This window comes from Streptomyces sp. NPDC012474 (assembly GCF_042955185.1).
Taxonomy (GTDB): Bacteria; Actinomycetota; Actinomycetes; order Streptomycetales; family Streptomycetaceae; genus Streptomyces; species Streptomyces cahuitamycinicus.
In genome coordinates this window covers 275,443-298,587 of the sequence record NZ_JBIBEP010000007.1, presented here as the reverse complement: position 1 = coordinate 298,587, position 23,145 = coordinate 275,443, and the positions used below count along the sequence as shown (strand labels likewise).

Sequence of the window (23,145 nt, the reverse complement as noted above, 5' to 3'; positions counted from 1 at the left end):
CCCCGATGCTATGCCGACGCCTCCGCCGTGTCCTTGCGTCCCCGCAGCCACACGTACACCGGGATCCCGGCGAAGAGGAACAGCACGCCCTGGTAGACGGCGGCGTACCCGGCGCCGGCGATCAGCCAGAAGGAGAAGCCGAAGGAGAGGACGGCGACGGTCAGGTCCCGGGCGAGACCTGCGGGGCGGACCCGGTCGCGGGTGCCGCGGGCCAGCCAGTACAACTGGGCGGCGGCCGACAGCAGGTAGGGCACGCAGCCGGTGAACGTCGTGATCAGGACGAGGACGCGGAAGGTGGTGTCCGGGCCGGCCGTGTAGTTGAGGCCGATCAGGAGGCTGCCGAGGACCACGCAGGCCCACACCCCGAAGCCGGGCACGCCGCCCTTGCCGAGGCGGGCGAACGGCGCGGGGAAGAGGCCGTCGCGGGCGGCGGCGTACGGCATCTGCGCGGCCATGAGGATCCAGCCGTTGAGGCAGCCGGTGATCGAGGCGACGGCGACGAGGGCGATGGCGGTGCCGCCCCAGCCGCCCCCGGTGATCGTGTTCACGGCGTCGGCGAAGGGGGCGCCCGAGTCGACGAGCCGGTCGTGCGGGACCAGTCCGAAGACGGCGACGGTGCCGAGGACGTAGACCAGGGCGGAGGCCAGTGTGCCGAGGACGCTCGCCCGGCCGACCGTGCGCTCGGGGTCGCGGACCTCGCCGGCGCTGACGGCGGCCGACTCGACCCCGAGGAAGCTGTACAGCAGCAGAGCGGCGGAGGCGGCGAGCGCTCCGGAGACGCTCTGGCCGGAGGCGTTGAACGGGCCGAAGTTGTCCGCGTCGACGAAGAACAGGCCGACCGTGGCGAGCAGGAGCAGCGGGACGAACTTCAGGATCGTGGAGACGACCTGCACCGTGCCGACCCAGCGCGTGCCCGCGAAGTTGGCGGCGGCGGGCAGCCAGAGGGCGGCCAGGGCGACGAGGGCCTGGAGGGCGTGGTTGCCGTGCAGGGGTATCAGGACGTCGACGTAGCCGACGACCGCGACGGCCAGGGCGGCGATGCTGACCCAGCACATGGTCCAGTACGACCAGGCCGACAGGAACCCGGCGAACTCGCCGAAGGCGTCCCGCGGGTAGACGTAGAGGCCACCGGTGACGGGGCTGCGTCGGGCGAGCTTGCCGAACAGCAGGGCGAGCAGGACGGCGCCGACCGAGAGCACGAGGAAGGCGAGCAGGCTGACCGTGCCGTAGGGGGCGACGGTGGCGGGCAGGGCGAAGATGCCGCCGCCGATGATGTTGCCCATGACGAGGGCCGTGGCGGCGGCGAGGCCGAAGGTGCGGCGGGGAGCGGGCGCCGCGGGGCCGGGCGGCTCGACGGGGTCGGCGGCCTCGGTGGGGCTGGGGACGGTCATGAGGATTCCTGTACAAGCGGAGGGGGAAGATCCTGATCGTAGCCGCCATCCCACATACTGATCGATCTGTTCACGTGATGGACACATTGGGCTGGGGGCCCCGGGCGGATCTCGGCTACGGTCGTCCGTATGACGAGCACCATCACCCTCGCCGAAGCCCTTGCCGCCGGGACGGTCGTCCTCGACGGCGGCATGTCCAACCAGCTCGAATCGGCCGGGCACGACCTGAGCGACGAGCTGTGGTCGGCGCGGCTGCTCGCCGAACAGCCGGAGGCGGTGACCGAGGCGCACCTCGCCTACTTCCGGGCGGGTGCGGACGTGGCGATCACGGCCAGCTACCAGGCCACGTTCGAGGGGTTCGCCCAGCACGGGATCGCCCGTGAGCGGGCGGCCGAACTCATGACGCTGAGCGTGGAGTCGGCCCGGGAGGCGGCCCGGCGGGCGCGAGTCCCGCGGCCCCTGTGGGTGGCGGCCTCGGCCGGCCCGTACGGGGCGATGCTCGCGGACGGTTCGGAGTACCGGGGGCGTTACGGGCTGAGCGTGGACGAGCTGGAGCGTTTCCACCGGCCGCGCCTGGAGGTGCTGGCCGCGGCCGGGCCCGACGTCCTCGCACTGGAGACGGTCCCGGACGCGGACGAGGCGGCTGCGCTGCTGCGGGCGGTGCGCGGGCTCGGTGTGCCGGCCTGGCTGACGTACTCCGTCGCCGGTGACCGCACCCGGGCCGGGCAGCCGCTGGAGGAGGCCTTCGCGCTGGCCGCCGAGGCGGACGAGGTGATCGCGGTCGGGGTGAACTGCTGCGCTCCGCAGGACGTGGACGGCGCGGCCGCGACGGCGGCCCGGGTCACCGGCAAGCCGGTCGTCGTCTACCCCAACAGCGGCGAGACGTGGGACGCCGGGGCCCGCGCCTGGACCGGCAGCTCCACCTTCACCGTCGGCCAGGTGAAGGCCTGGCAGCAGGCGGGGGCCCGGCTGATCGGCGGATGCTGCCGGGTGGGCCCGAAGGCGATCTCGGACATCGCCGGGTTCAGCGGCTGACGGTGGTCCCCCGCGCCGCAGGCGGCGGCTTCTCGGGGTTGCGCAGTGGTGCGCGCCGGTGACGCGCCGTACGACGGGCGCACCGACCGGGGGTTAGCCGGGGGTGAGGGAACCCGCCCACCCGTCACGGAGCGTGCACACGATGCACGCAGCCGGACGGGGACACAGCGAACGCGGGAGACCAGCGCATCCAACACCGTTCGGGATGCGCGCAGTTCCAAGAGCTGGGAACAAATGTCACTCCTGGACACTGTTCAGGAACGGTTCACGGTCCCGGTCAGCCGTACATCGCCACGCGGTGAAGAGTCACAAGCGCGTCGTCGATGGGGTGGGCCTGCGGCGTGCCGGATGAGTCGAGCCGGTTCCACCTCTGGAGGTTCACCGCGACGGACACCTGCCGCTTGCCGTCGGCACGGGTCATGGCCAGCGCTCCACCACCCCAGACCGTGCCGCCATGGCCCCAGAAGGTGCCCTCACCGGGACTCTCCATCGGGTGCACGCCGAGGCCGTAGTCGATCGTCTTTCCCTCTTGGGAGATGACCGGGACGGTGCGTTGCATCTGCGCAAGCGACGACGGACTGACGATCTCTCCGGCCAGCAGCATGCCGAAGAAGCGGTTGAGGTCCGTGACGGTCGATATCAGCGAGGCCGACGGCCCCACCCATGACATGTCGTAGACGCTGTAGTCGCGCGGCGGGTCGATCATGCCGAACCACGCCTCGTAGAGCTGCGTGTGCGGCCCGTCGACGCACGACCCGGTGGGGAACGCGGTGTCCCGGAGCCCGGCGCGCTCGATGACGTTCCGGGTGATGTACCGCTCGGCCGTAGTCCCGGTCACCTGTCCCAGGAGTTCGCCGAGGAGCAGGTAGTTGGTGTTGGAGTACACCCCCGGAGTGCCGCCCGGGGCGCCGACGGCAGGCGCGGTGACCCCCATCTCGATCAGTTCGGCGGGGTCGAACCGCGTGAAGCGGTGGTCGTCCAGGCTCTGGGGCCCGGTGTCCGCCAGGACGGGGAACGCCTTGAGCGAGGGGTAGGCGTACGGGAGATACTCGGCGAGGCCGCTGGTGTGATTGATCAGCATCCGGACCGTGATCGCGTCACCGGGTGCACCGGGGACCAGCTTTGGAAGGTATCGGCCGATCGGTGTGTCGAGGCCGACCTGACCGCTCTCGACCAGTTGTAAGACCGCGGCGGCGGTGAAGGTCTTGGTGACGCTGCCGACCCGGTGACGCATGTCGGCGGTGACGGGACGGCCGGTGACGACATCGGCGACCCCGGCGGCGCCGCGCCAGACCTGGTCGCGATCTCTCACCTCGGCGAACAGGCCCGTCATCCCGGCGCGGTGGACGTTTTCCAAGGCGGTGTTCAGTGCCGCGCGATCCAGTGAGCTCTTCACGTCATGCGTCCTTTCGTGATCCCCGGGTGTACACCGCATCGGTCGCCCACCCGGACAACAGGGCACGAGTGGCATGCCGACTCGCCCGGCATACTCATGTCCTCATTATGCACGCGGTGCGTGCAACGCCAAGTGCACGGGTATTCTGGGGTCCGGCGAGAGGAGCAGAGATGGCAGGCCGCAGGCGTTGGTCAACCGAAGAGATCCTGGATGCGGCGGCGGAACTGCTGCGCACGGGCGACGCGGAATCGTTCAGCGTGCGCAAGCTCGCCGCGGCCCTCGGGACCGATTCCTCCAGCCTCTACCGGCACTTCCGCAGCAAGACCGAACTGCTGCGCGCGGTCGCCGACCGGATCCTCCTGGCGGCGATGGACGGCTACCGCCCCGAGGGCGACTGGAAGCAGCGCATCACCGCCCTGGCCCTGCGCGTGCGGGAAGCCTTCGGCCGACAGCCCCAACTCGCCGCGGTATGGGGACGCTACGCCTCATCGGGCACCGGCTCCCGGATGGTCATGGAAGAGGTGCTCCAGGCACTGCGCGCATCGGGACTGCCCGACGAGGAGATCCCGGCGCGCTACCACCGGATCGCGGTCCTCATCGCCGCGTTGATCGCCTCCGAGGCCGGGGTCAGCGCCGTCACCCCCGGAGAGCACGAACAGGGCATGGAGCTGTTCCGCGTCGCGGTACTCGGCGCCGACCCCGAACGCTTCCCGAACCTGGCCCACTTCGCCCGCGACGTCCGTCCTCTCGGGGTGGATCGCCGCGCCGCGTTCGAAGAGATCCTCGCCGCCCAACTGGCCCACATCGAGGCCGCGATCCGCCCAAGCCGGCCGAAGGGTTAGCCGCCCGCTTCCGGTATCGACGTCGCTGCTGGAACTCGTCGCGTCTGACGCGGATTCAGGCGGGTTCGGCGAGAAGGGCGATCGTGGCGTTGAGGGCCAATCCGATGCCGCCCCCCCGACGGTCCAGCCGAGCCCTGTGGCGCTGTTGCGGGTGAACCAGCTCAAACGCCGAGGAGTCTCTCAGCGCAGCCGGCGCACGCGCAGCACCAGGTCGTCGGTATGGTGCGCGCCGGCGCCACCGTCGGGTGCCACGCGTGGCCGTTGTTCGTTCACCTCTACCTCCCAGTCGTCGTCGAGGGCGTCGACGACCATCGAGGGCCGGACATAGTCAGCCGGATCAAAGCCGCTGTCGTCCACCTGCTGGGCGTGAATCCCCGCGTGGTGTACGACCAGCAGCACACCGCCGGGTGCGACGGCCGCGAGGAGCGCTCGCTCGGCCGCGGCGTCGGGGGTGCGCAGCAAGGCCGGGTACTGCGCGGAAACCAGGTCGAAGGAGGCCGGCGGGAGCGCCGCCTCGGTGAGTGCGGCGTGTATCCGGTGAACGGCGACGCCTGCGTCCCGCGCGTGCCCGGCAGCCCGCTCCAGCGCCACGCCCGAGACCTCGAGCGCGGTCACGTCCCAGCCGCGGCGCGCGAGCCAGACGGCGTCCGCGCCCTCGCCGCAGCCGACGTCGAGTACCCGCCCGGGTGTGAGCCCGGCGACCTCTGCCACTAGCGCACCGTTGGGCCGGCCGCTCCACAACTGTTGCCTGTCGGCGTACCGGTTGTCCCACTCCGCCCGCACCACGGGGTCTCCCACGTATCCGTCGGCGGACGAGGGGTTTCCGGACTTGGGCGATCCCGCTGCGATGTTGTCGGTCACGGGCCCACCGTCGCCCACCTAACCCGCCTCTGCCACTCCTGTTGCCGGTCCGGCAAACCGGCGCGGATCATCGAGAGACGCAGCATCTGCATGCCCTCGCGGCCTGCCCCGTGCCGAAAGGCCGCGCTCATGCCGAGAGGAACGGCTCCGTCAAATGCGGCGTCGCCAGGTGCAGCGTGGTGCCGGTTACGCGGCCGAGCATGCGCTCCCTCGAATGCCTGGCCGCCACAGGGTCGACCTCGTGCGCGTAGGCGAGCTCGGGGTGGAGCAGTTGGAGGGCGTGCACCATGAGGTCGCCGGTGACGAGCGCCAGGTCGCGCCCGTCAGCGACCAGCACGCTCTGGTGGCCGGGCGTGTGACCGGGTGTGGCGACCGCGCGCCCGGCGCGCAGCGGCGTGTCCCCGTCGAGGAGCCGGAGCCGGCCGGCGGCCGCGAGCGGATCGGTGAGGGTCTCGCGAAGCTGCGGGTTGAGCGCGTCGAGGGCGTCGAACTCGGCCCGCTGAAGAAGGTATTCGGCGTTCGGGAAATAAGGGCGGCGGCCGCTGGTCGCGCCGCCGGCCGAGGCGTTGCCGTCCACCGCGCCGCCCGTTGACGGGACGGCCGCCTCGGTCACGACCGCCCACCCGACATGGTCGGTGTGCAGATGTGTGAGCACCACGGTGTCGACTTCGGCCGGGTCGATGCCCGCGGCGGCGAGCGACTCCGGGAGCACACCGGGCACGGGCGCCCATGAGCAGGCCGGGCTGTCCGCCGGACCGATCCCGGCGTCCACGACGGTGAGGCCGTTGTCGCCGCGGATCGCGTACGCGCGGAACTGGAGCCGCCAGCGGCCCTCGGCGTCGACCGCGCCCGGGTCGTAGCGGTCGACCTCGGCCCACTGCGCGGCCGTGGCCTCCGGGAAGGCCTCGGCACGCGAGGAGAAGAACGGGCCCTCGGCGTCGGCGAGGGCGATGATCTCGGTCGAGCCGATCCGGAGGCGGGGAACGCTGGGAGACATGGCCGCGATCCTTCCACGCCTTCCATGCGGAGCTCCAGCGTTACCAGGATCTGCCGAGCACGAGAAGAAGACACCGGTCCCCGCACACCGCTCCTCCCCCTCCCTCCCCACTGCTAGCCTCCGTTCAGGGAACCGGTTGCTACGGTGTTGCCGCGGTTCCCTCGGGGGTGGGCGCGGACCGGTGCCCGGAAGAGACGAGGCAGGCATGACGAGGAAGAGCGGGGACGCGAGCCGTAGCACCATCCGGGACGTGGCGGCGCGCGCGGGGGTCTCCGCGTCGACGGTGTCCCGGGTGCTGGGCGGCGAGTACCCGGTGAGCGCGGCGACGCGCGGCCGCGTGATGCGGGCCGTCCGCGAGCTTGACTACGTGGCGGACGCGCGGGCCAAGGCGGTCGCGGGCGTCGGCACGCCCACCCTCGCCTTCGTCCTGGAGGACATCACCGGCCCGTCGTTCGCGCACATGGCCCACGGGGTGGAGCGCGAGGCGACCCGTCTCGGGCATCTCTGCCTGGTGTGCAGCACGGAGGGCGACGTCCGGCACGAGCTGGAGTTCGTCGAGATGATGCGCGCCCAGCGCGCCGCCGCCGTGATCCTGGTCGGCGGCACGGCCGACACCCCCGAGTACCGCGAACGCACCCACCGCATGGCCGACTCCCTCGCCTCGGCCGGTTCCCGGCTGGTCCTCTGCGGCCGGCCGCCGCTGGACCCGGGGGCTCCGGTGACGGTCATCGAGTACGACAACGAGGGCGGCGCCTACACCCTGGTCGCCCACGTGCTCGCGCAGGGCCACCGCCGGGTGCTGTACCTCGGCGGCCGGACGGACCACACCACGGCCCTGGGCCGCGAACACGGTTACCTCGCCGCACACCGGGCCCGCGGCCTGGACCCGGACCCGTCCCTCGTCCTGCACGGCGACTTCACACGGGACTCCGGTCACCGTCTGACGCAGCAAGCACTCAAGGACGGCCTGGACTTCAGCGCGGTGGTGGCGGCCACGGACATGGTCGCGGCCGGTGCCCTGACCGCACTGCACGAGGCGGGCCTGACGGTGCCGGACGACGTCTCCCTCGCCGGCTACGACGACATCCCCTTCGCCCGCGACCTGCACCCCGCCCTGACGACGGTCCACGTCCCCTACGAGGAACTCGGCCGCCTCGCCGTCCGCACGGTACTGGAGCGCACCCCGGGCGCCCCGGACGAACACCTGCTGCTGGGCACGCACGTTGTCATGCGGGACTCGGTGGGGGCGCCGCCGGCCCGCTAGTGCTCTCAGGGGCGAGCGACCGGCTCCTGCAGCTCGGTCACCGAGTGATCGCCACAGTTGGGGCAGGAGAGCGTCACCTCGCGGGCGGGGCCGACTGACGTGTAGCCATGGGCGTCGATCCAGCGGGCGAGCGCCTGGACGCTGGGGATGACGTGCTCCATCGGGCCGTCATGGACCAGCGTCGCGACCTCCGCCGCCGGCAGGTCGACCACCGCGAAGTCCTGCGAAAGATCTGGTACGGCGTCGACAGGGATGGCCGCGTGCACCGTCACCGGACCGTCGAGATTCTCGTAGTAGGCGACGGCCGCACCGCTCGCCCGGAGCCCGGCAGCCTGCATCCGGCTCCACAACTCCTCGTAGAGAGGGGTGATCACCGGGGTGATGAAGCGCGGTTCGAAGCTCTCCACCACGGCCGTCAGTTCCGCCGCACGCATCGCCGGGACTCGCTTGATCACCACGTCGTAGAACGACATCCGTCCCTCACTCTCGATCACCCGGAGCCTCGCCTCGACCTGCCCCAGCCGGGCGGCATCGGCCGCCATGGCCGACTCCAGCTCCGCACGCCGCAACCGCAACATGCCGCGCAGCTCCGCCGCGTCCACCTGCTCGTCGAGGATGGCGCGGACCTGTTCGAGCGTGAAGCCCAGCTCTTTGAGGGCGATGACGCGGTTGAGCCGGGCCAGTTGGTCGGCTTCATACGACCGGTAGCCGGTGTGCGGATCGACATGGGCGGGGCGCAACAGCCCCACGGCGTCGTAGTGGCGCAGCATGCGCACTGACACGCCGCCGTACTTGGCGAATGCTCCGATGCTGAACATGACGTCATCCACTTCACTGGCTGACACGGTGTGAGGGTCAATCCCCGCCGCCTTCGAACTCACACCACCTTGCTTGCCGGGCAGGGTGCCCGGTCCTTCAGGGCCGGAGTGAATGCCCGCTCCCGCGCTACGGGGCAAGGGACGCCGAATCGCCGCCAGGGCGATTCGGCGTCTCGGGAGAGACGGCGGTGAGGCTGACCTCGAGCCGTTCGTGGTGCCGGCGGGTTGAGGGTCCTGTGGTCGGGGACTGCCCTGGAAGGCGAAAGCGTGCCGGTCACTCTCACGGGTGATGCTGACCGAAGACGTGCGCGGGAGGCGAACGGGGTGGCTAGGTTCGTGGTGTGTCACGTTTCCGGATGTATCCGTCGCCCGCGCAGGCCGAGCAGATGCTCACGCACTGCGCGCACGCCCGGTACGTCTGGAACCTTGCCGTTGAGCAGCATGCGCACTGGCGGCGGTGGCGTAGGAGTGCGCCCGGTTTCGCGGAGCAGTGCCGTCAGCTGACCGAGGCCCGGCAGGCAAACGAGTGGCTGGGCTCGGGGAACGCGGACGTGCAGCAGCAGGCACTGAAGGACTTCGCCAAGGCCAAGAACGCCAGGTTCACGTCCGGGTTCGGTGAGCCGACCTGGCGCATGTAGTACCGGCACGAGGGCTTCAGGGTCATCGGCGCCGGCCGAGTGCCGGAGTACAACGCTGACGGGTCGCCGAAGCTGAACGCGAAGACCGGCAAGCAGGTCATGGGCCGGTCGGTCGTCGTGCACAGGCTCAACCGGCGGTGGGCTCAGGTCAAAGTGCCCGGTTGCGGCTGGGTCCGGTTCCGTCTCAGCGCCAAGGGCAAGGGTGCGAAGCTGCCCGAGGCGAAGACGTTCCGGGTCACCTTCCGCAACGGGCAGTGGCACATCGCGTTCGCAGTCGTCCCTGAGCCGACCCCGGCGCCCGGCACGGGCGAGGTGATCGGCATCGACCGGGGTGTCACGATCACCGCTGCCCTCTCGGACGGCCGGAAGCTGAACTGCCCACAGCTCACCATCAAGGAACGCGCCCAGGTCCGAAAGCATGAGCGGCGGGCGGCCAGAGCGAGGAAGGACAGCCCTCAGAAGGCGGCCGAGTACGCGAAGGCCGCCAGGCTCAGGGCGCGGGAGGCGAACCGGCGCAAGGACTGGTGCGAGAAGACCAGCACCATGCTCGCCCGCTCCTATGGCCTTGTCCGGTTCGAGAAGCTGAACATCCAGAACATGACCCGCTCCGCGAAGGGAACCGTGGAGCAGCCCGGCACGAACGTGGCGCAGAAGTCCGGCCTGAACCGGGCGATCCTCGCGCAGGGCTGGGGCCTGCTCCGGCAGCGCACCGGACACAAAGCCCCGGCCGGGTCGAAGACGTTCCCGCCCCCTACACCAGCCTGCGGTGCAGCGCCTGCGGATGGATCGAGAAGAAGTCACGCAAGAGCCAAGCTGACTTCGAGTGCGTGTCCTGCGGCTTCACCTGCAACGCGGACAACAACGCAGCAACCAACGTCGCGGCAGGACAGGACGGGATCCCCCGCCCCCGGTGCTCAGCCGGTGCCGGAGGGGCGACAGCGGCCACCAGCCGTTCGAGCGCCCGTGAACCCAACCCACCTGGGTTGGAATCCCCCTCTTTCAGGAGGGGAGGATGTCAACTCACCATCACCCCCGCCACCTGGAGCGCCTTCCTGTCGGCACTGGCTCCTCAGGAGTGACGGCGGCGGCGTCGGTCGCCCAGAGGGCGAGTTCGCGGTCCCGAGGGCCGTACGCCGTGTAGGCGACGCCGTTCTCGGCGTCCGGTGCGCGGTCCCCGAAGACCCGTACCGGGTGGGCCGTGTCCCAGCGTTTCCAGCCCGGGTCGCCGTCCGTGGCGAAGCGCACCCAGGCGGCGTGCATCTCGTCGGCCAGTTCCTGCGGGGCACCCTCCCCCGCCAGTTTCCGGGACTCCGCGGCCTGTCCGGTGTCGAACACGAAGCCCAGCTCCAGCGCGTGGCAGGAGCCCAGGTCGGGGAGGTTCGAGGGCCAGGCGAACTCGTAGGCGTACGAGGGTTCCGTACGGGCGTCGGCCAGGTACTGCAGGGGGATGCGAAGGAGACGGTCGGTGACCAGTTGGCCCACGATGTCCGCCGTGCTCGCCTCGGGGTTCAGGGCGCGGTAGCCGCGCGGGACCTCGCTGCCGCAGTGGCAGCGGGCCATGGCTGCCGCGAAGGCGACGGCCCCGAGGCGGTCGACGCGCTCCAGGAGGCCGCCCGGCACCAGCCAGAGCCGGTACTCCTCGCGGGTCCAGCCCATCATCAGCTCGACGCCGGGCGCGGCGCCGCCGTCCGTGAGGGCCTCCAGGGGGTGGCGTGGGACGACGTCGCCGTCGATGACGATGCCGAAGGCGGGGCCGCCGACCACCGGGCTGCTGAGCTTGCCCACCTCTGCCTGGGTGTGCAGCAGCAGGTCGCGGTCGACGGCGGCGAAGGCCTCGGCGGTGGCGGGGATCTTCAGCCGGGAGGCCATACGGCGCACCATCCGCCGTACCTTGGCCCGCTCGGACGCCTCGGGCGGCCCGCTCTGCAGGACCGCTCGCCGGACCAGGCCCTGGGCCTGCGGGGCGGCGATGAGGGCGCCGATGCTGATCGCCCCGGCGGACTGTCCGAAGAGGGTGATGCGGCCGGGGTCGCCGCCGAAGGCCTCGATGGCCTCGTGCACCCAGGTCAGGGCGGCGATCTGGTCGCGCAGGCCGGGGTTCGGGGGCGTGTCCGGGAACAGGCCGTAGCCCTCCACACCCAGCCGGTAGTTGATGGATACACAGACCACGCCGTCACGGGCGAAGGAGTGGCCGTCGTAGACGGGTACGGCGGACGAGCCCCTGGTCAGGGCACCGCCGTGCAGCCAGACCAGGACGGGGAGGCGGGCTCCGGGGCCGGGCTGGGGGGTCCAGACGTTGAGGTTGAGGCAGTCGTCACCCGGTACGACCAGGTCGGACAGGTAGTGCGCGAAGGCCTCGGAGTACGGGGGTTTCGGCGGGGTGGGGCCGAAGGCGCCGGCGTCGCGGACGCCCTCCCAGGGCGGGAGGGGTACGGGCGGGCGGAAGCGACGGGGGCCGAAGGGAGGGGCGGCGTACGGGATGCCGCGGAAGACCGCGACACCGCGCTCGTACCGGCCCCGCAGGGCACCGAAGGGCGTCCTCACCACGGGGTCCGTCCGGTCTGCCGTCATACGTCCACCAGCCCCCTCACCGCGCTCGTGCACCGTGAAGATCAGAGCAACTCATTGTGGCCCGGTATTCCGGTGCACGAGCGGGTGGGAGGGCTGTTCGGGTTACTTCGCGTACATCAGCGTGCCGAATCCGAGCTGGTCGAAGCCGCCGCTGGTGGTGCCGTAGTCGCCTCCCCCGCCCTCGGCGGGGACGGAGAAGCACATCTGGGCGATGTACTTGTCGTCGAGGAGCAGGCGCCGCCCGTAGTGGTAGTGGAGCATGGCCCACACCGGGCGGGGCTGGGCGCGGGAGATGGAGCTGATCGCGGTGTGTGACTGCTGGGAGCAGTTCTGGCCGCTGCCCCAGGTGTAGGTGGTGAAGGGCACGTTCATGTTCAGGTTGTACTTGGCGACGTACTGGGCGGCCTTCATGAAGCGGCGGCCGTCGTACGAGTAGAGGTCCTCTCCCTGGTTCCAGGCCATCTCGCAGATCGCGCCCATCTGGCCCATGCCCATCATGGTGTGGCCCTGGTCGCGGCCGGACTCCTGCCACTGGCCGAGGTCGTAGCCCTCGACGCCCGGGTACAGGAACGGCACCGCGCGCCGGATCTGGCCGTTGCCGCCGCCGTTCTTGAAGTAGTTCACGGCCTGGTCGTACTTGGCGCCGTCGTCGCACAGGATCCCGATGGCCATGATCGAGGCCATGTTGCACAGGTCCCAGTTCGCCCAGTAGTTGGTGATGCAGGCGTCGTTGTGGTTGGTCAGGAAGCTGTTGTTCAGCGGGTAGAACACGTTCAGCATCATCTGCTTGAACTTGTTCAGGTCGAACCCGGCGTAGCCGCGCATGAGTTCGGCGGCGTTGGCGAGCTGCCAGCCGTAGATTCCCGCGGCGAGGTACCGGTCGGCGTTGCCCTGGACGGACGTGAGCGTGTTCGCCCAGGCGTTGAGGATGCGTACGGCGCAGTCGCCGTTCGCGGCGGTGCCGGCGATCTGCCAGCGCAGCGCGTTCTGGTAGGCGGCGGCGATGTCGTTGTAGAGGAGCGTGTAGTTCTCCGGAGTGCCCGATCCCCGGTAGACGATGGACTGCGGCCTGGCGGTCCAGGTGGACTGCGAGTGGGGGTTCTCCCTCAGCTTGGTCCAGCCCGACAGCCAGGGGTCGTCGCCCGCGGCGACCCTGACCTTGGCCCGGTTGATGTCGCCCCAGTTGTGCAGCATGCCGGGGTGGGTGAAGGTCGCAGGGGCCGCGTTCGCCGTGGTGGCGGAGGCGGTGGCGCCGAGGGCGAGGGCTGCGGTGAGGCCGCCGGCGGTCTTGAGCAGACCGCGGCGGCTCACTGCGCCGCTCTCGTGGTGCGTGTGGGGGGACGTGCGGCTCATGTGGGGTTCTCCGATCCGTGGAGTACTACATGGGGGTAATGCTCACCTCGTCGAACTCGGTGGTGCTGTGGGTCAGGGGGCTGCGGGAGCAGACCACGAGGCCCACGTAGTAGGGGGCGTCACCGAAGCCGGGGATGTCTCCCTCGGCGAGGGGGGTCCAGGTGGCGCCGTCGTCGGTCGAGGCGGATGCGGTGAAGTGCGTCCCGGTGCGCTTCAGCCGCAGCAGGCAGGGGGCGGTGACCGCCACGTTGCCCGTGAAGGTGGACCGGGCGGCAACGGTCGTGCGCAGCATCAGCTGGGCACTCGTGCCGCCGGTGACGATCGTCCCGGCCGCCTGGTCGAACGGCGACAGGGACTTGGCCATGAGCAGGCCGACCCGGTCGCCGGTGGCTCCGGCGCGGGAGTGCAGGCGGGCGGTGACCTCGCAGTCGCCGGTGACGGGCCGTCGTACGAACTGGCCGGTCATGCCCTGGTTGTTGACGGTGAGGTCGGTCCCGGCGCCCCGCACCACGAAGGTCCCGTCGTGGTGGGCGGTGCTGCCGGGGGTCTGGACGGCGACCACGCCGAGGGTGCCGTAGGCGCGCTCGTCGAGGATGACGTCGCCGAGGTCGCCGTAGGTCCAGGGCGCGGGCGGCGGGGTGCCGACCGTGAGGGTGAGGGTGCCGGTGGCGTCCCCCGCGGCGTTGCCCGCGCTGGTGCCGACCTTGAACTGGCCCGTCTGCGTGGGTGTTCCGGAGATCAGGCCGGTGCGCCGGTCGACGCGCAGACCGTCGGGCAGCCCGTCCGCGGTGAACCGGATCGGTTCGTGCGAGGCGCGCAGGAGGTGCCTGAAGGGCACGCCCTTGTTGGCGAACGCCGCGGCGCCGGAGGTGAGTTGCGGCTTGGCGGGTGTCGGCATCGCCGACGTGGCGGACTCCGACAAGGGGCCGCGTCCGGCGCAGTTGGTCTTGGCGACGGCGTAGTGGTACGTCGTGCCGGGGGTGCCGGTGGCGTCGGCGTACCGGACGCGGGTGCCGAAGCCGACCGCGCCGATGCCGGTGGCGATCGTCTCGAAGGGGCCGTCGGCCGCTGCGGTGCGCAGCACCTTGTAGCGGGCCGAGAGGTCCGGATCGGTCCAGGCCAGCTCGACCGCGTCGGCGCCCGCGACGGCCCGCAGGTCACCGGCGGCCGTGGCCGGGCGGGGCACGGACCAGACCTCCCCGGCGGTCCGGGAGACGACGCTGACGTTGTCGAAGGCTCCGGAGCCGGTCTCGGCGTACTCCTCGTCGACGCCGAGGCAGGACGTGAGGGTGAGGCCGACGTAGGCGGTACGGCCCAACGCGACGTCGGCGGAGCCGACTTCGGTCCAGCGGATGCCGTCCGGGGAGATGGCGCCGGTGCAGCGGTCGCCCCGGCGGGTCACGCGGACCCAGTACGGCATGCGCATCCGGTAGCCGTCGCCCGCGCCCTCGACGTACGGGGCCTCGAGCGGGGTCGCCGACTCGGGCAGCGTGCCGAAGGAGGAGATCGGGAAGCCGGCGCTCGTGGTGATCGCCTCCTGCTGGGACGGCGGCACGGGTGTGCTGCCGGTGCCCTTGGTCCCGGCACCCGCCTTGGCCCGTACGGACCACACGCCGCTCCAGGTGTGCAGCGGCAGGCCCTGGATCAGCATGGCGGCGTGGGCGGCGTCCGCGTCCAGGCCCGCCCGTACGGTGACACCGATCTTGGAGTACTGGGAGCTGAGCGGATACACGATCCGCGCGGTGATGGTGCCGTCGCCGTCCAGCGGCAGGTAGGCCAGGCGGTGGGTGTCGGCGGTGCCGGACGCCTCCAGCACGAACCGCTCGCCGTCGAAGACGGCCGAGCCGGGGATCCTGACGCTCCCGATGTCCCGCGTCTTCCAGGGGTCGGGCAGTTGGGAAACCGCTGCCGTCCAGGGGGACCTGGCGCTGGTGCCCCGGGAGTTGGTGGCTGTCACCGTGTAGTAGGAGGGCTTGCCCGGGTGGGCGTCCCGGTCGGTGTACGCCGGTTTGTCGAGACCGGTCGCGATCCTTTCGTACGGTCCGTCGGCGCTGGTCGCCCGCAGGACCGTGTACGACTCGGCCCACGCCGACGGCACCCAGGTCACGGTGACGGCCTTGCCGCCGCCCACCGCCGTGACACCGGCCGGAGCCGTGGGCTTGTCAGGAGACAGGGCCTTCGTGCCCGCGAAGGTGAGGGTGCCCCAGCTCGGCAGGTCGTCGTTGCTGCCCTCGACGGCCCGGGCACCGCCCGTGCCGCGGAAGACGGCCGCCTTGGTGTAGGGGGTGTCGAGGCCCCGGACTCCGGCGTAGTGCGCGTAGGCCATCTCGTAGATGGGGGGCAGGTTGCCGCGGACCTTGTCGGAGACGGTCGTCTTGACGTACTTGCCGGTGCGGTCCAGGTCGGGGACGAAGGGCACGTCGCCGCCGAGGTTGTAGCGGGCGGCGTACTCGGTGTTCCTCAGCAGCCGGTTGTCGTCGAAGGCGTACAGGTCGACGCCCTGGTTCCAGGCGACCTGCGCGGCGTCCGCGAGCAGGCCGACCGCGAGCTGCTCGTGGCCCTGGTCGCGGCCGGATTCCTGGCCCTGTCCCGCGTCGGTGACGATGCGGTGCGCGACACTGCCGTTGCCCGCGCCGGCGGCGGCGAAGCGCAGCGCGTCCTCGAAGAGGGTGGGCTCCTCGCAGAACACGCCGATGGCCAGGATCGACTGGACGGACGTCAGGTCCCAGTTGCCGTTGGCGTAGAGCATGTAGCCGGAGATCGCCGGATACCAGACGCGCAGGAGGGACTCCTCGCAGCGCGCGATGTCCTCCTTCGCCCAGCCGTCGTAGCCGCTGTGCCGGAGCAGCTCGGCGGCGTTGACGAACTTGAAGACCTGGAGCCCGGCGCCGAGCGGGCCGTCGGCGCCGGTGACGGCCGTCAGGGACGCCGACCAGGCGTTGAGGATGTCGCGGGACTTGTCGGCGTAGGCACGCTCGCCCGTGACGCACCACATCAGCGCGGTCTGGTAGGCGGCTGCCGAGTCGGCCACGGCCTGGTTCTGGAAGTTGGTGGGGCCGCGGCCCCAGGAGGTGATCTGGCCGGTGTTCTGGATGGTGTACGTGGCCTTCGAGCGCGCGTGGGCCGCGAGCGCCAGGTAGCCGTCGTGGATCGGGGATTCCTTGGCGGCGACGGCGGCCTTCATACGGGCCAGGTCGTCGGCGCTGTGCAGCAGCCCCGGGTGCGTGAAGGCGCGGAGCCCGGTGGTGCCGTCCTGGGCGGCGGCCCGGGCGGTGCCGGGCGCGAGCAGTCCGCTCGCGCCCGCCACCAGCAGCAGGGCCGCCGTGCCGCCGAGGAAGTTCCGGCGGCTCGGAGCAGAAGTGATCATGACGCTGCGGCCTCGGCCTCGGCGGTGGTGAGGAACTTCAGGTTCGTCACGTGCTCGTTGACGAACATGGGCACGCCGTCCGAGGCCAGGTACCACGCCGGCTTGCCCCCGCTGTCGGCGATCACCCTGCCGTTGACGCGGAGGTTCTCGAAGGTGACGTCCTTGATCGCGTGCTCCGCGTCGAGGCCGGCGATGATCGAGAGGTCGGCGTTCTTGCCGTTGTAGCTGAGGTCCTTGATGTAGACGGACTCGATGCCGCGGCCCGCCGACGTGTTGTACTTCGGGTTGTACTCGATCCGCATGTGGATGAGCTGGCCCCAGCGGAAGTCCTCCACGCGGATGTTGTCGAACCTGACGTCACGGACGATGTTGCTGTCACCGACCATGAAGGCGATGGCGCCCTGGTAGGTCACCTGCGGCTCGCGGTGGTCGAGGATGTCGATGTTCTCGTAGCGCAGGTTCTCCAGCACCTCGGGAGTCTCGGAATTGCCGTGCACGCCGATGTTGATCGGGTGGGCGACGTCGGCCCAGAGGGAGCAGTTCTTGACGGTGATGTTGCGGGTGTCGCCGTAGAAGTCCCAGCGGTGGGTGTAGAGGGCGACGCAGTCGTCGGAGGTGCGCAGGAAGCAGCCGTCGACCGTGACGTTCTCGGAGCAGTAGAGCTGGATGCCGTCGCCCCAGCCCTGGTGGCTGAAGGCGCGCAGGTTCCTGATGGTGAGGTTCTGGGACTCGGCGACCCTGACGTTCTCGTACCGGGGATTGAGGATCGTGACGCCGTCGATCGTGACGTTCTCGCACTTGCGGACGAAGACCGCGCCGCCGGGCGTGTCGTAGACCACGCCGCGGCCGATCAGCCGGGAGTTCTCCACGTTCTCGAAGATCACGGCGGAGGTGAGGACGGCGCCCGGGGCCAGGTAGACGGTGGTGCCGGTGGGTACCTTCAGGGTCCGGTCGGGGTGGGTGTGCAGACCGGGCCCGAAGTACATGACCTTCTTGTCGCCCTCGGCGGGCACGTCCTTCTCGAGCGGGTTCGCGAACAGGTGCAGGCAGTCGAAGATCTTGTCGTCGACCTGGACGACGAGGTTGCGGGGCCGGTCCAGGGTGAAGCGCGCGGTGCTGCCGAGCACCTCGGGCTTGATGCCGTACGAGTCCGGGCGGATGCGGACCTTCTCACCGCCACCCGGGTTGTACGTGACCTCGACCTCGACGGTGCCGGAGAAGTCGAAGGCGGCCCAGGAGGAGTTCTGGGGTCTGTTGCTGCCGGTGTTCGGGTCGATCTGTGCGAGCTTGGCGAGGTAGACGCCGAGCTTCTGCCAGGTGCCTCCGGCAGGCCGGACCTTGACGGTGAAGGAGTTGTTGACAGGCACCTTCGGAAGGGGCGGGTGGATGACCACGCTGTCGCCGGTGCCGGCGTCATCCGCCGCGACGGCCTGCGTAGTTCCCATGAGGCTGCCGGCCAAGCCGGCGGCAGCGATGACACCGGCGGCCTGGAGGGTGGTTCGGCGTGACAGGGGGCTGTTCATGCGCAACTCCTTGCAAGAAGGTTCGGTAAGAGGTGTTACTTCAGGCCGGTCGTCGACATCCCGGCGACGAAACCGCGCTGAGCGATCAGGAAGATCAGCAGGATCGGGACGACGTACATCACGGAGGCCGCGGCCTGGAGGTTGGCGACGGGTGTTCCGGCCGACGTCACGTAGGTGCTCATGACGGCGACGGCCAGCGTCGACTTGTCGGTGGACAGCAGCAGTTGCGGAGCGATGTAGTCGCCCCAGGACCAGGTGAAGGCGATCACGAAGCTCGCGGACAGCACCGGCCAGGACTGCGGCAGGAAGATCCGCCAGAAGATCGTGCCGTAGCCGCAGCCGTCGACGATCGCGGCCTCCTCCAGCTCACGGGGCAGCCCGGCGAAGAACTGCCGGAAGAGGAAGACCAGATAGGGGGCGGCGGCCAGTCCCCAGAACACCCACGGCCAGTACGTGTCGACCATGCCGAGCTTGGCGAAGATCAGGTAGGTCGGCAGCAGTGTGATCATCTGGGGCAGCATCATCGAGCCGATGAGGATGCCGAACAGCGTCTTCTTGCCGGGGGCTTCCAGGCGGGCGAAGCCGAAACCGACCCAGGCCGAGCTGAGCGTGACGAGCACGGCGTAGATCAGGGCGATGATCAGGGAGTTGCGGGCGTAGCCGAGGAAGTCGATCAGGTTGAAGGCGTCGGCGAAGTTGTGCCACTGGAAGTCGGTGGGCAGCCAGTGCACGGGCGAGGCGGCCAGTTCGGCCGGGGTCTTCAGGCCGGAGAGGATCAGCCAGCCGAAGGGGCCGATGAACAGCCCGGTGAGGGCGACGAGGACCGTGTAGAGGACGAGGCGGTTGACACGTACCCGCACCGGGGGCGCCGAGTTCGGGGGCAAGCTGGTGGCGGTCACTTCTTCGCCTCCGGGTCGACGTTGTAGAACACCACGCCGGACGTGAACTTGAAGATGAGTCCGGTCACGATCAGGATCAGGACGAAGAGCACCCACAGCAGCGCGGAGGCGTAGCCGTAGCGGCCGAGCGCGAAGTACTGCGAGAAGACGTGCATCATGTAGAGGTAGTTGGACTGCGGCAGGGCGGTGACGCCGGCCGTGGTGCCGTCCGGCGACAGCAGCAGCGGCATGATGGTCTGCACGGAGGCGATCACGCCGGTCACGGTCTGGAAGAGCAGCACCGGCGACAGCAGCGGCACGGTGATGCTGCGGAAGGTCCGCCAGGCACTCGCCCCGTCGATCCGGGCGGCCTCGTGGAGTTCCCGGGGTACGTCCTGGAGCCCCGCCAGCGAGATGATCATGACGTTTCCGGCCGCCCACAGCACGCTCATCAGCAGCACGTAGCGGGCGTAGGGGTCGGCGAGCCAGCCCAGCGCGTCGAAGCCGAACAGGGTGATGACGCCGTTGGCGGCACCGGAGTTCTGGTCGAAGAGCGCCTTGAAGGTGAGGCCGACACCGACCGGGGGCACCACGGCCGGCAGGTAGAGCAGGGTGCGGTACAGCCCGCGCGCCTTGATGGGCCGGTTGACCAGGACGGCCAGCCCGAGCCCCGCGATGATGGAAAGCGGTACCGATGTGAGCGCGAACAGTCCGGTGCGGCCCAGGGAGTTCCACGTCTGCGGATCGGAGAACAGCTCCGTGTAGTTGCCGAGTCCGACGTACCGCCAGTGCGGCGAGATGCCGTCGTACGTGGTGAAGCTCAGCCACAGCGCGTACGCCATCGGCACGATGGTCAGCAGCAGGAAACCGATGATCCAGGGCGCGGTGAACAGGTAGAAGGCGCGGTGCCTGCGGCCGGTCATGGAGATCCTGGGCCGCCCGGCCGGGGCCGGGCGGGCGGTGCTCGCCGCCGGGGGGCCGGACCTCCCGGTGACGGATATCTGCTCGACCGTCATCCCACCTGCTCCTTACCGCGCTTCAGCTGCTCGTTCATGACGGAGTTCAGGCGGCCCGCGAGGGCGTCGACGGACAGGTGACCGTTCATCGCGGCCGGCGCCTCCTGGTTGAAGAGGGCGTAGAGCGAGTCCACCGAGGCGTAGGGCGTGAAGGCGATCACCGAGAAGTGCTTCAGCTCGGCGTTCTGCACCTTCAGCACCCGCTTCTGGTAGTCCTCCTGGGCGGGCATCAGCGGGCGCAGGGACTTCAGCGTGGGGATGCCCCAGCCGCCGGAGGCGCGGGCCCGGGCCGGTCCCTCACCGAAGAACCACTCGAAGACCCGCCAGGCCGCGTCCTTGTTCCTGGCCTGCCTCGGCATCCAGAATCCGGTCCCGGCCTGGCAGGGGCTGACCCGTCGGCCGCCCGCGAAGAGCGGGGCCGGGGCGAGGCGCGAGAGCGGCGCCAGCTTCTTGTCCGTGTTGATCAGACCGCCGAGCCAATAGCCCGAGTTGGACATGGCCATCCGGCTCGCCTGGTACGTCGGACCGTCCCAGGCGTTGGGGTCGGGCTGGACGATGCTCGGCCCGACTCTGCTCCGACCGTACTCGACGTACCAGTTCAGCGCCTTGCGGGCCTCGGGGGTCGTGAAGTCGACGCGGGAGAAGTCGTCGCTGAACAGGCTACCGCCCGCCGCCGCCGTCAGGCTCGCGAGGAGGTTGGGTGTCAGGACGCCGTTGTAGCTGCCGCCGAAGACGATCGTCTGGCCGTTGCGGCGCCGGGTGAGCCGCTTGGCGTTCTCCAGCCACTCCTCGTAGGTGACCGGCTCGGTCTCCGGCGGGTGGCCGACGCCCGCCTTGTCGAAGAGGGCGGTGTTGTACCAGAACATGGAGTCCTGCGAGAAGTCCTTCGCCATGCCGTAGCGGGGGCCCTTGCCCTGGGTCCGGCCGTCGTAGCGCCACAGGTCGTTGACCGGGTCGAGGTCGCCGGACTTGAGGACGGTGCTCCGGGCGAAGTACGGGTCCAGGTCCTCCATCACGTCGCGGGCCGCGAAGTAGGGGGCGTCCGTGGCGCCGACGCCGCGCACCAGGTCGGGCGGCGCGCCGTTGGTCATCATGCCGATGAGCTTGGTGATGTCGTACCGCACCGTGACGATCTTGACCCCGATGTCCTTCCGGGCCTGCCGGATCAGCTCCGGGGAGATGTCGTCGGGCTTGGCCATCATCGTGACGGTCTCGCCGCCGCCGCCGACACCGCTGGAGACCTGCATCGCGCAGCCGCTCAGCGACGCCGTGCCGGTCGCGGCACCGGCGGCCGAGATGGCGAGGAATCGGCGGCGGCTCAGGGATGCACCGGCACGTGGGTGCATGAACGCACCACCTCCTGCTCTTGCTGTTCGAGACCGGCCGGACGACGGAACACCGGCCGCGGAAGGTTGCTGGCACTGCGTGGCAACTGCTCGGCAACCGGTTGTTGTGCGTGGGGCAGAGCTTCTTCCGGCCAAGAGGAGGCGTCAAGTGCCTGGACCGATTTTCGAAAAGACTTTGGGGCAGGAACGGTCGGGAACCGGTTGCTACAGGGCACCTCAGCGCGGCATCACACCGAAGGCGGGCCTCCCGGGACTGACTGCTCGACACCGAAAACGCAGTAATCGATTTCCGGAAACAGTGACGGTGCGGGGTTTCGGCGCCAGGGTGGACCTGCATCGACTCCCCCAAAGTTCGCCCCAGCCGGGCGATTGACCATCGCTTCCCGACAGACCTACGGTAGAAGACGCTTTCTGAAACTGTTTCTATCCCCCTGCTCCAGGAGAGTCATGCCCAGCCCTCAGCTGCCGCGGGCCGTGTTCGCGATGGACCCGGTACACCTCCCGCTGCTCTTCCCTCCGCCGCTGATGGAGCGGCTGAGGCGCACGGCCGACATCGATCCCGGGTTGGTGGTGCGCGACTTCGCCGATCCGGCCGGTGCCGCCGCCCTGGCCTCCGCCGAGGTGCTGATCACCGGCTGGGGCTGCCCGCACCTGGACGCCGAGGTCCTCACGGCGGCCCCGGAGCTCGACGCCGTACTGCACGCGGCGGGCTCCGTCCGTTCCCTGGTCGGCGAGGCCCTGTGGGAGCGCGGGATCAAGGTGTCCAGCGCGGTGACGGGCAACGCCGTGCCGGTCGCGGAGTACACGCTCGCGATGATCCTGCTGCTGGGCAAGGACGCCTTCGACCACCGCGAGCGCTTCCGCCGGACCCATGCCTACCCGGGCCCCGCCGAGACCGCGGCGACCGGCAACCTCGGCCGTCGCGTCGGTGTCATCGGCGCCTCGCGCGTGGGCCGCCGCCTGCTGGAACTGCTGCGGCCCTTCGACCTCACCGTCCTGCTGCACGACCCGTACGTGAGCCCCGCCGAGGCCGCCGCCCTCGGTGCCGAGCCGCTGTCCCTGGAGGACCTGCTCCGACACAGCGACATCGTGAGCCTGCACGCCCCCGACATCCCCGCGACCCATCACATGCTCGACCGCGACCGGCTCGCCCTGGTGCGGGACGGCGGTGTGCTCATCAACACCGCCCGCGGTGCGCTGGTCGACCACGAGGCGCTCACCGACGAGCTGGTCTCCGGCCGGCTGAACGCGGTGCTGGACGTCACCGACCCGGAGCCGCTGCCCGCGGGATCGCCGCTGTACCACCTGCCCAACGTGTTCCTCACCCCGCACATCGCCGGCTCCCTCGGCAACGAACTGGAGCGGCTCGGCCGCATCGTCGTCGAGGACCTGGAGCGCCTGGCGGCCGGCGTACCGCCGCTCCACGAGGTGCGGCACGCAGATCTGGCGCGGGTGGCGTGACATCGCTGCGGCGGGCCGTGACACCGGTTGTCCACAGCCCCTCCAGCCTGGGGTAACGATGGGATACGGTTTCCGCACCGGTGGCTTCGGCGGCCGGTCCGGTGGGGTCGATCGCTCGATCGGCTCGACTGGCTCGACTGGCTCGATGGGTTCGACCGGCTCGACTGCTCGATGGGTTCGACCGGCTCGGTGGGGCGACGGCTCAGTGAGGCGAAGGCTCGGTGGGGCGACGAGGCAACGCCTCGGAAGGCGATGGGCGACGGAGCGGGAGTGCCCGGTCCGGTCGGGCATGGGCGCGCACCGGCGCGTCACGTCCCGGCGTTCCCGCATTCCCGGCCGGACCGAGGCCCCACGGCCGCGCCGCCGCAGGGTTGGCCGGCGCATCACG

Annotated in this window: 18 protein-coding genes and 1 pseudogene; 7 read left to right on the top strand and 12 right to left on the bottom strand. The window is 70.4% G+C overall.

Translation table 11 applies throughout. The annotated features are described in order from the left end of the window. Positions 1 to 8: 8 nt before the first annotated feature. The gene (locus ACFY9S_RS18495) at positions 9 to 1,391 is read right to left on the bottom strand and encodes an amino acid permease (protein WP_391129412.1); all 1,383 of its coding nucleotides are present in this window, start codon (positions 1,389 to 1,391) and stop codon (positions 9 to 11) included. A gap of 129 nt (positions 1,392 to 1,520) precedes the next feature. Between ACFY9S_RS18495 and mmuM the strand changes: the two genes are divergently transcribed. Next, positions 1,521 to 2,426: a homocysteine S-methyltransferase gene (mmuM, locus tag ACFY9S_RS18490; protein ID WP_391129409.1), complete on the top strand. Its 906-nt coding sequence runs from the start codon at positions 1,521 to 1,523 to the stop codon at positions 2,424 to 2,426. A gap of 277 nt (positions 2,427 to 2,703) precedes the next feature. Here the strand turns inward: mmuM and ACFY9S_RS18485 are convergent, their stop codons facing one another. Beyond that, positions 2,704 to 3,861 (bottom strand): serine hydrolase, encoded by a 1,158-nt coding sequence (locus tag ACFY9S_RS18485; RefSeq protein WP_391129598.1) that lies wholly within the window; start codon positions 3,859 to 3,861, stop codon positions 2,704 to 2,706. A gap of 131 nt (positions 3,862 to 3,992) precedes the next feature. On the opposite strand from ACFY9S_RS18485, the gene ACFY9S_RS18480 reads away from it, so the two are divergent. Next, positions 3,993 to 4,664 (top strand): TetR family transcriptional regulator, encoded by a 672-nt coding sequence (locus ACFY9S_RS18480; RefSeq protein ID WP_391129406.1) that lies wholly within the window; start codon positions 3,993 to 3,995, stop codon positions 4,662 to 4,664. 180 nt (positions 4,665 to 4,844) lie between these two features. Here ACFY9S_RS18480 and ACFY9S_RS18475 read toward each other — a convergent pair whose 3' ends face one another. Then, positions 4,845 to 5,525: a methyltransferase domain-containing protein gene (locus tag ACFY9S_RS18475; protein ID WP_391129403.1), complete on the bottom strand. Its 681-nt coding sequence runs from the start codon at positions 5,523 to 5,525 to the stop codon at positions 4,845 to 4,847. A 127-nt stretch (positions 5,526 to 5,652) separates the two neighbouring features. Continuing rightward, positions 5,653 to 6,522 carry an MBL fold metallo-hydrolase gene (locus ACFY9S_RS18470; protein WP_391129400.1) on the bottom strand — a complete coding sequence of 290 codons (870 nt, stop codon included), beginning with the start codon at positions 6,520 to 6,522 and terminating at the stop codon, positions 5,653 to 5,655. A gap of 205 nt (positions 6,523 to 6,727) precedes the next feature. Between ACFY9S_RS18470 and ACFY9S_RS18465 the strand changes: the two genes are divergently transcribed. Then, positions 6,728 to 7,786: a substrate-binding domain-containing protein gene (locus ACFY9S_RS18465; RefSeq protein ID WP_391129397.1), complete on the top strand. Its 1,059-nt coding sequence runs from the start codon at positions 6,728 to 6,730 to the stop codon at positions 7,784 to 7,786. 5 nt (positions 7,787 to 7,791) lie between these two features. Here the strand turns inward: ACFY9S_RS18465 and ACFY9S_RS18460 are convergent, their stop codons facing one another. Continuing rightward, the gene (locus ACFY9S_RS18460; RefSeq protein WP_391129595.1) at positions 7,792 to 8,604 is read right to left on the bottom strand and encodes a MerR family transcriptional regulator; all 813 of its coding nucleotides are present in this window, start codon (positions 8,602 to 8,604) and stop codon (positions 7,792 to 7,794) included. 341 nt (positions 8,605 to 8,945) lie between these two features. Here ACFY9S_RS18460 and ACFY9S_RS18455 point away from each other — a divergent pair, with 341 nt between their 5' ends. The 3 genes and pseudogenes from ACFY9S_RS18455 (at position 8,946) to ACFY9S_RS18445 (ending at position 10,321) form a co-directional block, all read left to right on the top strand. Then, positions 8,946 to 9,242: a helix-turn-helix domain-containing protein gene (locus ACFY9S_RS18455; protein WP_391129394.1), complete on the top strand. Its 297-nt coding sequence runs from the start codon at positions 8,946 to 8,948 to the stop codon at positions 9,240 to 9,242. 99 nt (positions 9,243 to 9,341) lie between these two features. Continuing rightward, a pseudogene (locus ACFY9S_RS18450) lies at positions 9,342 to 9,791 on the top strand (transposase); the annotation flags it as partial. Next, positions 9,767 to 10,321, top strand: a complete 555-nt coding sequence (locus ACFY9S_RS18445) for a zinc ribbon domain-containing protein (protein ID WP_391129391.1) — start codon at positions 9,767 to 9,769, stop codon at positions 10,319 to 10,321. The pseudogene ACFY9S_RS18450 and the gene ACFY9S_RS18445, both read left to right, overlap by 25 nt. Here the strand turns inward: ACFY9S_RS18445 and ACFY9S_RS18440 are convergent. The 7 genes from ACFY9S_RS18440 to ACFY9S_RS18410 all read right to left on the bottom strand — a co-directional run bounded on the left by ACFY9S_RS18440 (position 10,269) and on the right by ACFY9S_RS18410 (position 21,296). Then, entirely contained in the window at positions 10,269 to 11,813 is a 1,545-nt protein-coding gene (locus ACFY9S_RS18440; protein WP_391129388.1) for a carboxylesterase family protein, read from the bottom strand. The genes ACFY9S_RS18445 and ACFY9S_RS18440 overlap by 53 nt on opposite strands. Positions 11,814 to 11,915: 102 nt before the next feature. Beyond that, positions 11,916 to 13,166, bottom strand: coding sequence for an alginate lyase family protein (locus tag ACFY9S_RS18435; RefSeq protein ID WP_391129385.1), 1,251 nt, complete (start codon positions 13,164 to 13,166; stop codon positions 11,916 to 11,918). 25 nt (positions 13,167 to 13,191) lie between these two features. Continuing rightward, positions 13,192 to 16,533, bottom strand: coding sequence for an alginate lyase family protein (locus ACFY9S_RS18430; RefSeq protein WP_391129382.1), 3,342 nt, complete (start codon positions 16,531 to 16,533; stop codon positions 13,192 to 13,194). Beyond that, positions 16,530 to 18,056 (bottom strand): glycosyl hydrolase family 28 protein, encoded by a 1,527-nt coding sequence (locus tag ACFY9S_RS18425; protein ID WP_391129379.1) that lies wholly within the window; start codon positions 18,054 to 18,056, stop codon positions 16,530 to 16,532. Before ACFY9S_RS18425 ends, ACFY9S_RS18430 begins: the two co-directional genes overlap by 4 nt. Positions 18,057 to 18,091: 35 nt before the next feature. Then, positions 18,092 to 18,955 (bottom strand): carbohydrate ABC transporter permease, encoded by an 864-nt coding sequence (locus ACFY9S_RS18420; RefSeq protein WP_102907607.1) that lies wholly within the window; start codon positions 18,953 to 18,955, stop codon positions 18,092 to 18,094. After that, complete coding sequence (locus tag ACFY9S_RS18415) at positions 18,952 to 19,950, bottom strand: ABC transporter permease subunit (protein WP_391129375.1); 999 nt, start codon at positions 19,948 to 19,950, stop codon at positions 18,952 to 18,954. The genes ACFY9S_RS18420 and ACFY9S_RS18415 overlap by 4 nt, the downstream gene beginning before the upstream one ends. Next, a complete protein-coding gene (locus ACFY9S_RS18410; protein WP_391129372.1) occupies positions 19,947 to 21,296 on the bottom strand; it encodes an extracellular solute-binding protein in 1,350 nt (449 codons plus the stop codon). Before ACFY9S_RS18410 ends, ACFY9S_RS18415 begins: the two co-directional genes overlap by 4 nt. Positions 21,297 to 21,743: 447 nt before the next feature. On the opposite strand from ACFY9S_RS18410, the gene ACFY9S_RS18405 reads away from it, so the two are divergent. Further along, positions 21,744 to 22,757 carry an NAD(P)-dependent oxidoreductase gene (locus tag ACFY9S_RS18405; protein WP_391129369.1) on the top strand — a complete coding sequence of 338 codons (1,014 nt, stop codon included), beginning with the start codon at positions 21,744 to 21,746 and terminating at the stop codon, positions 22,755 to 22,757. Positions 22,758 to 23,145 lie beyond the last annotated feature (388 nt).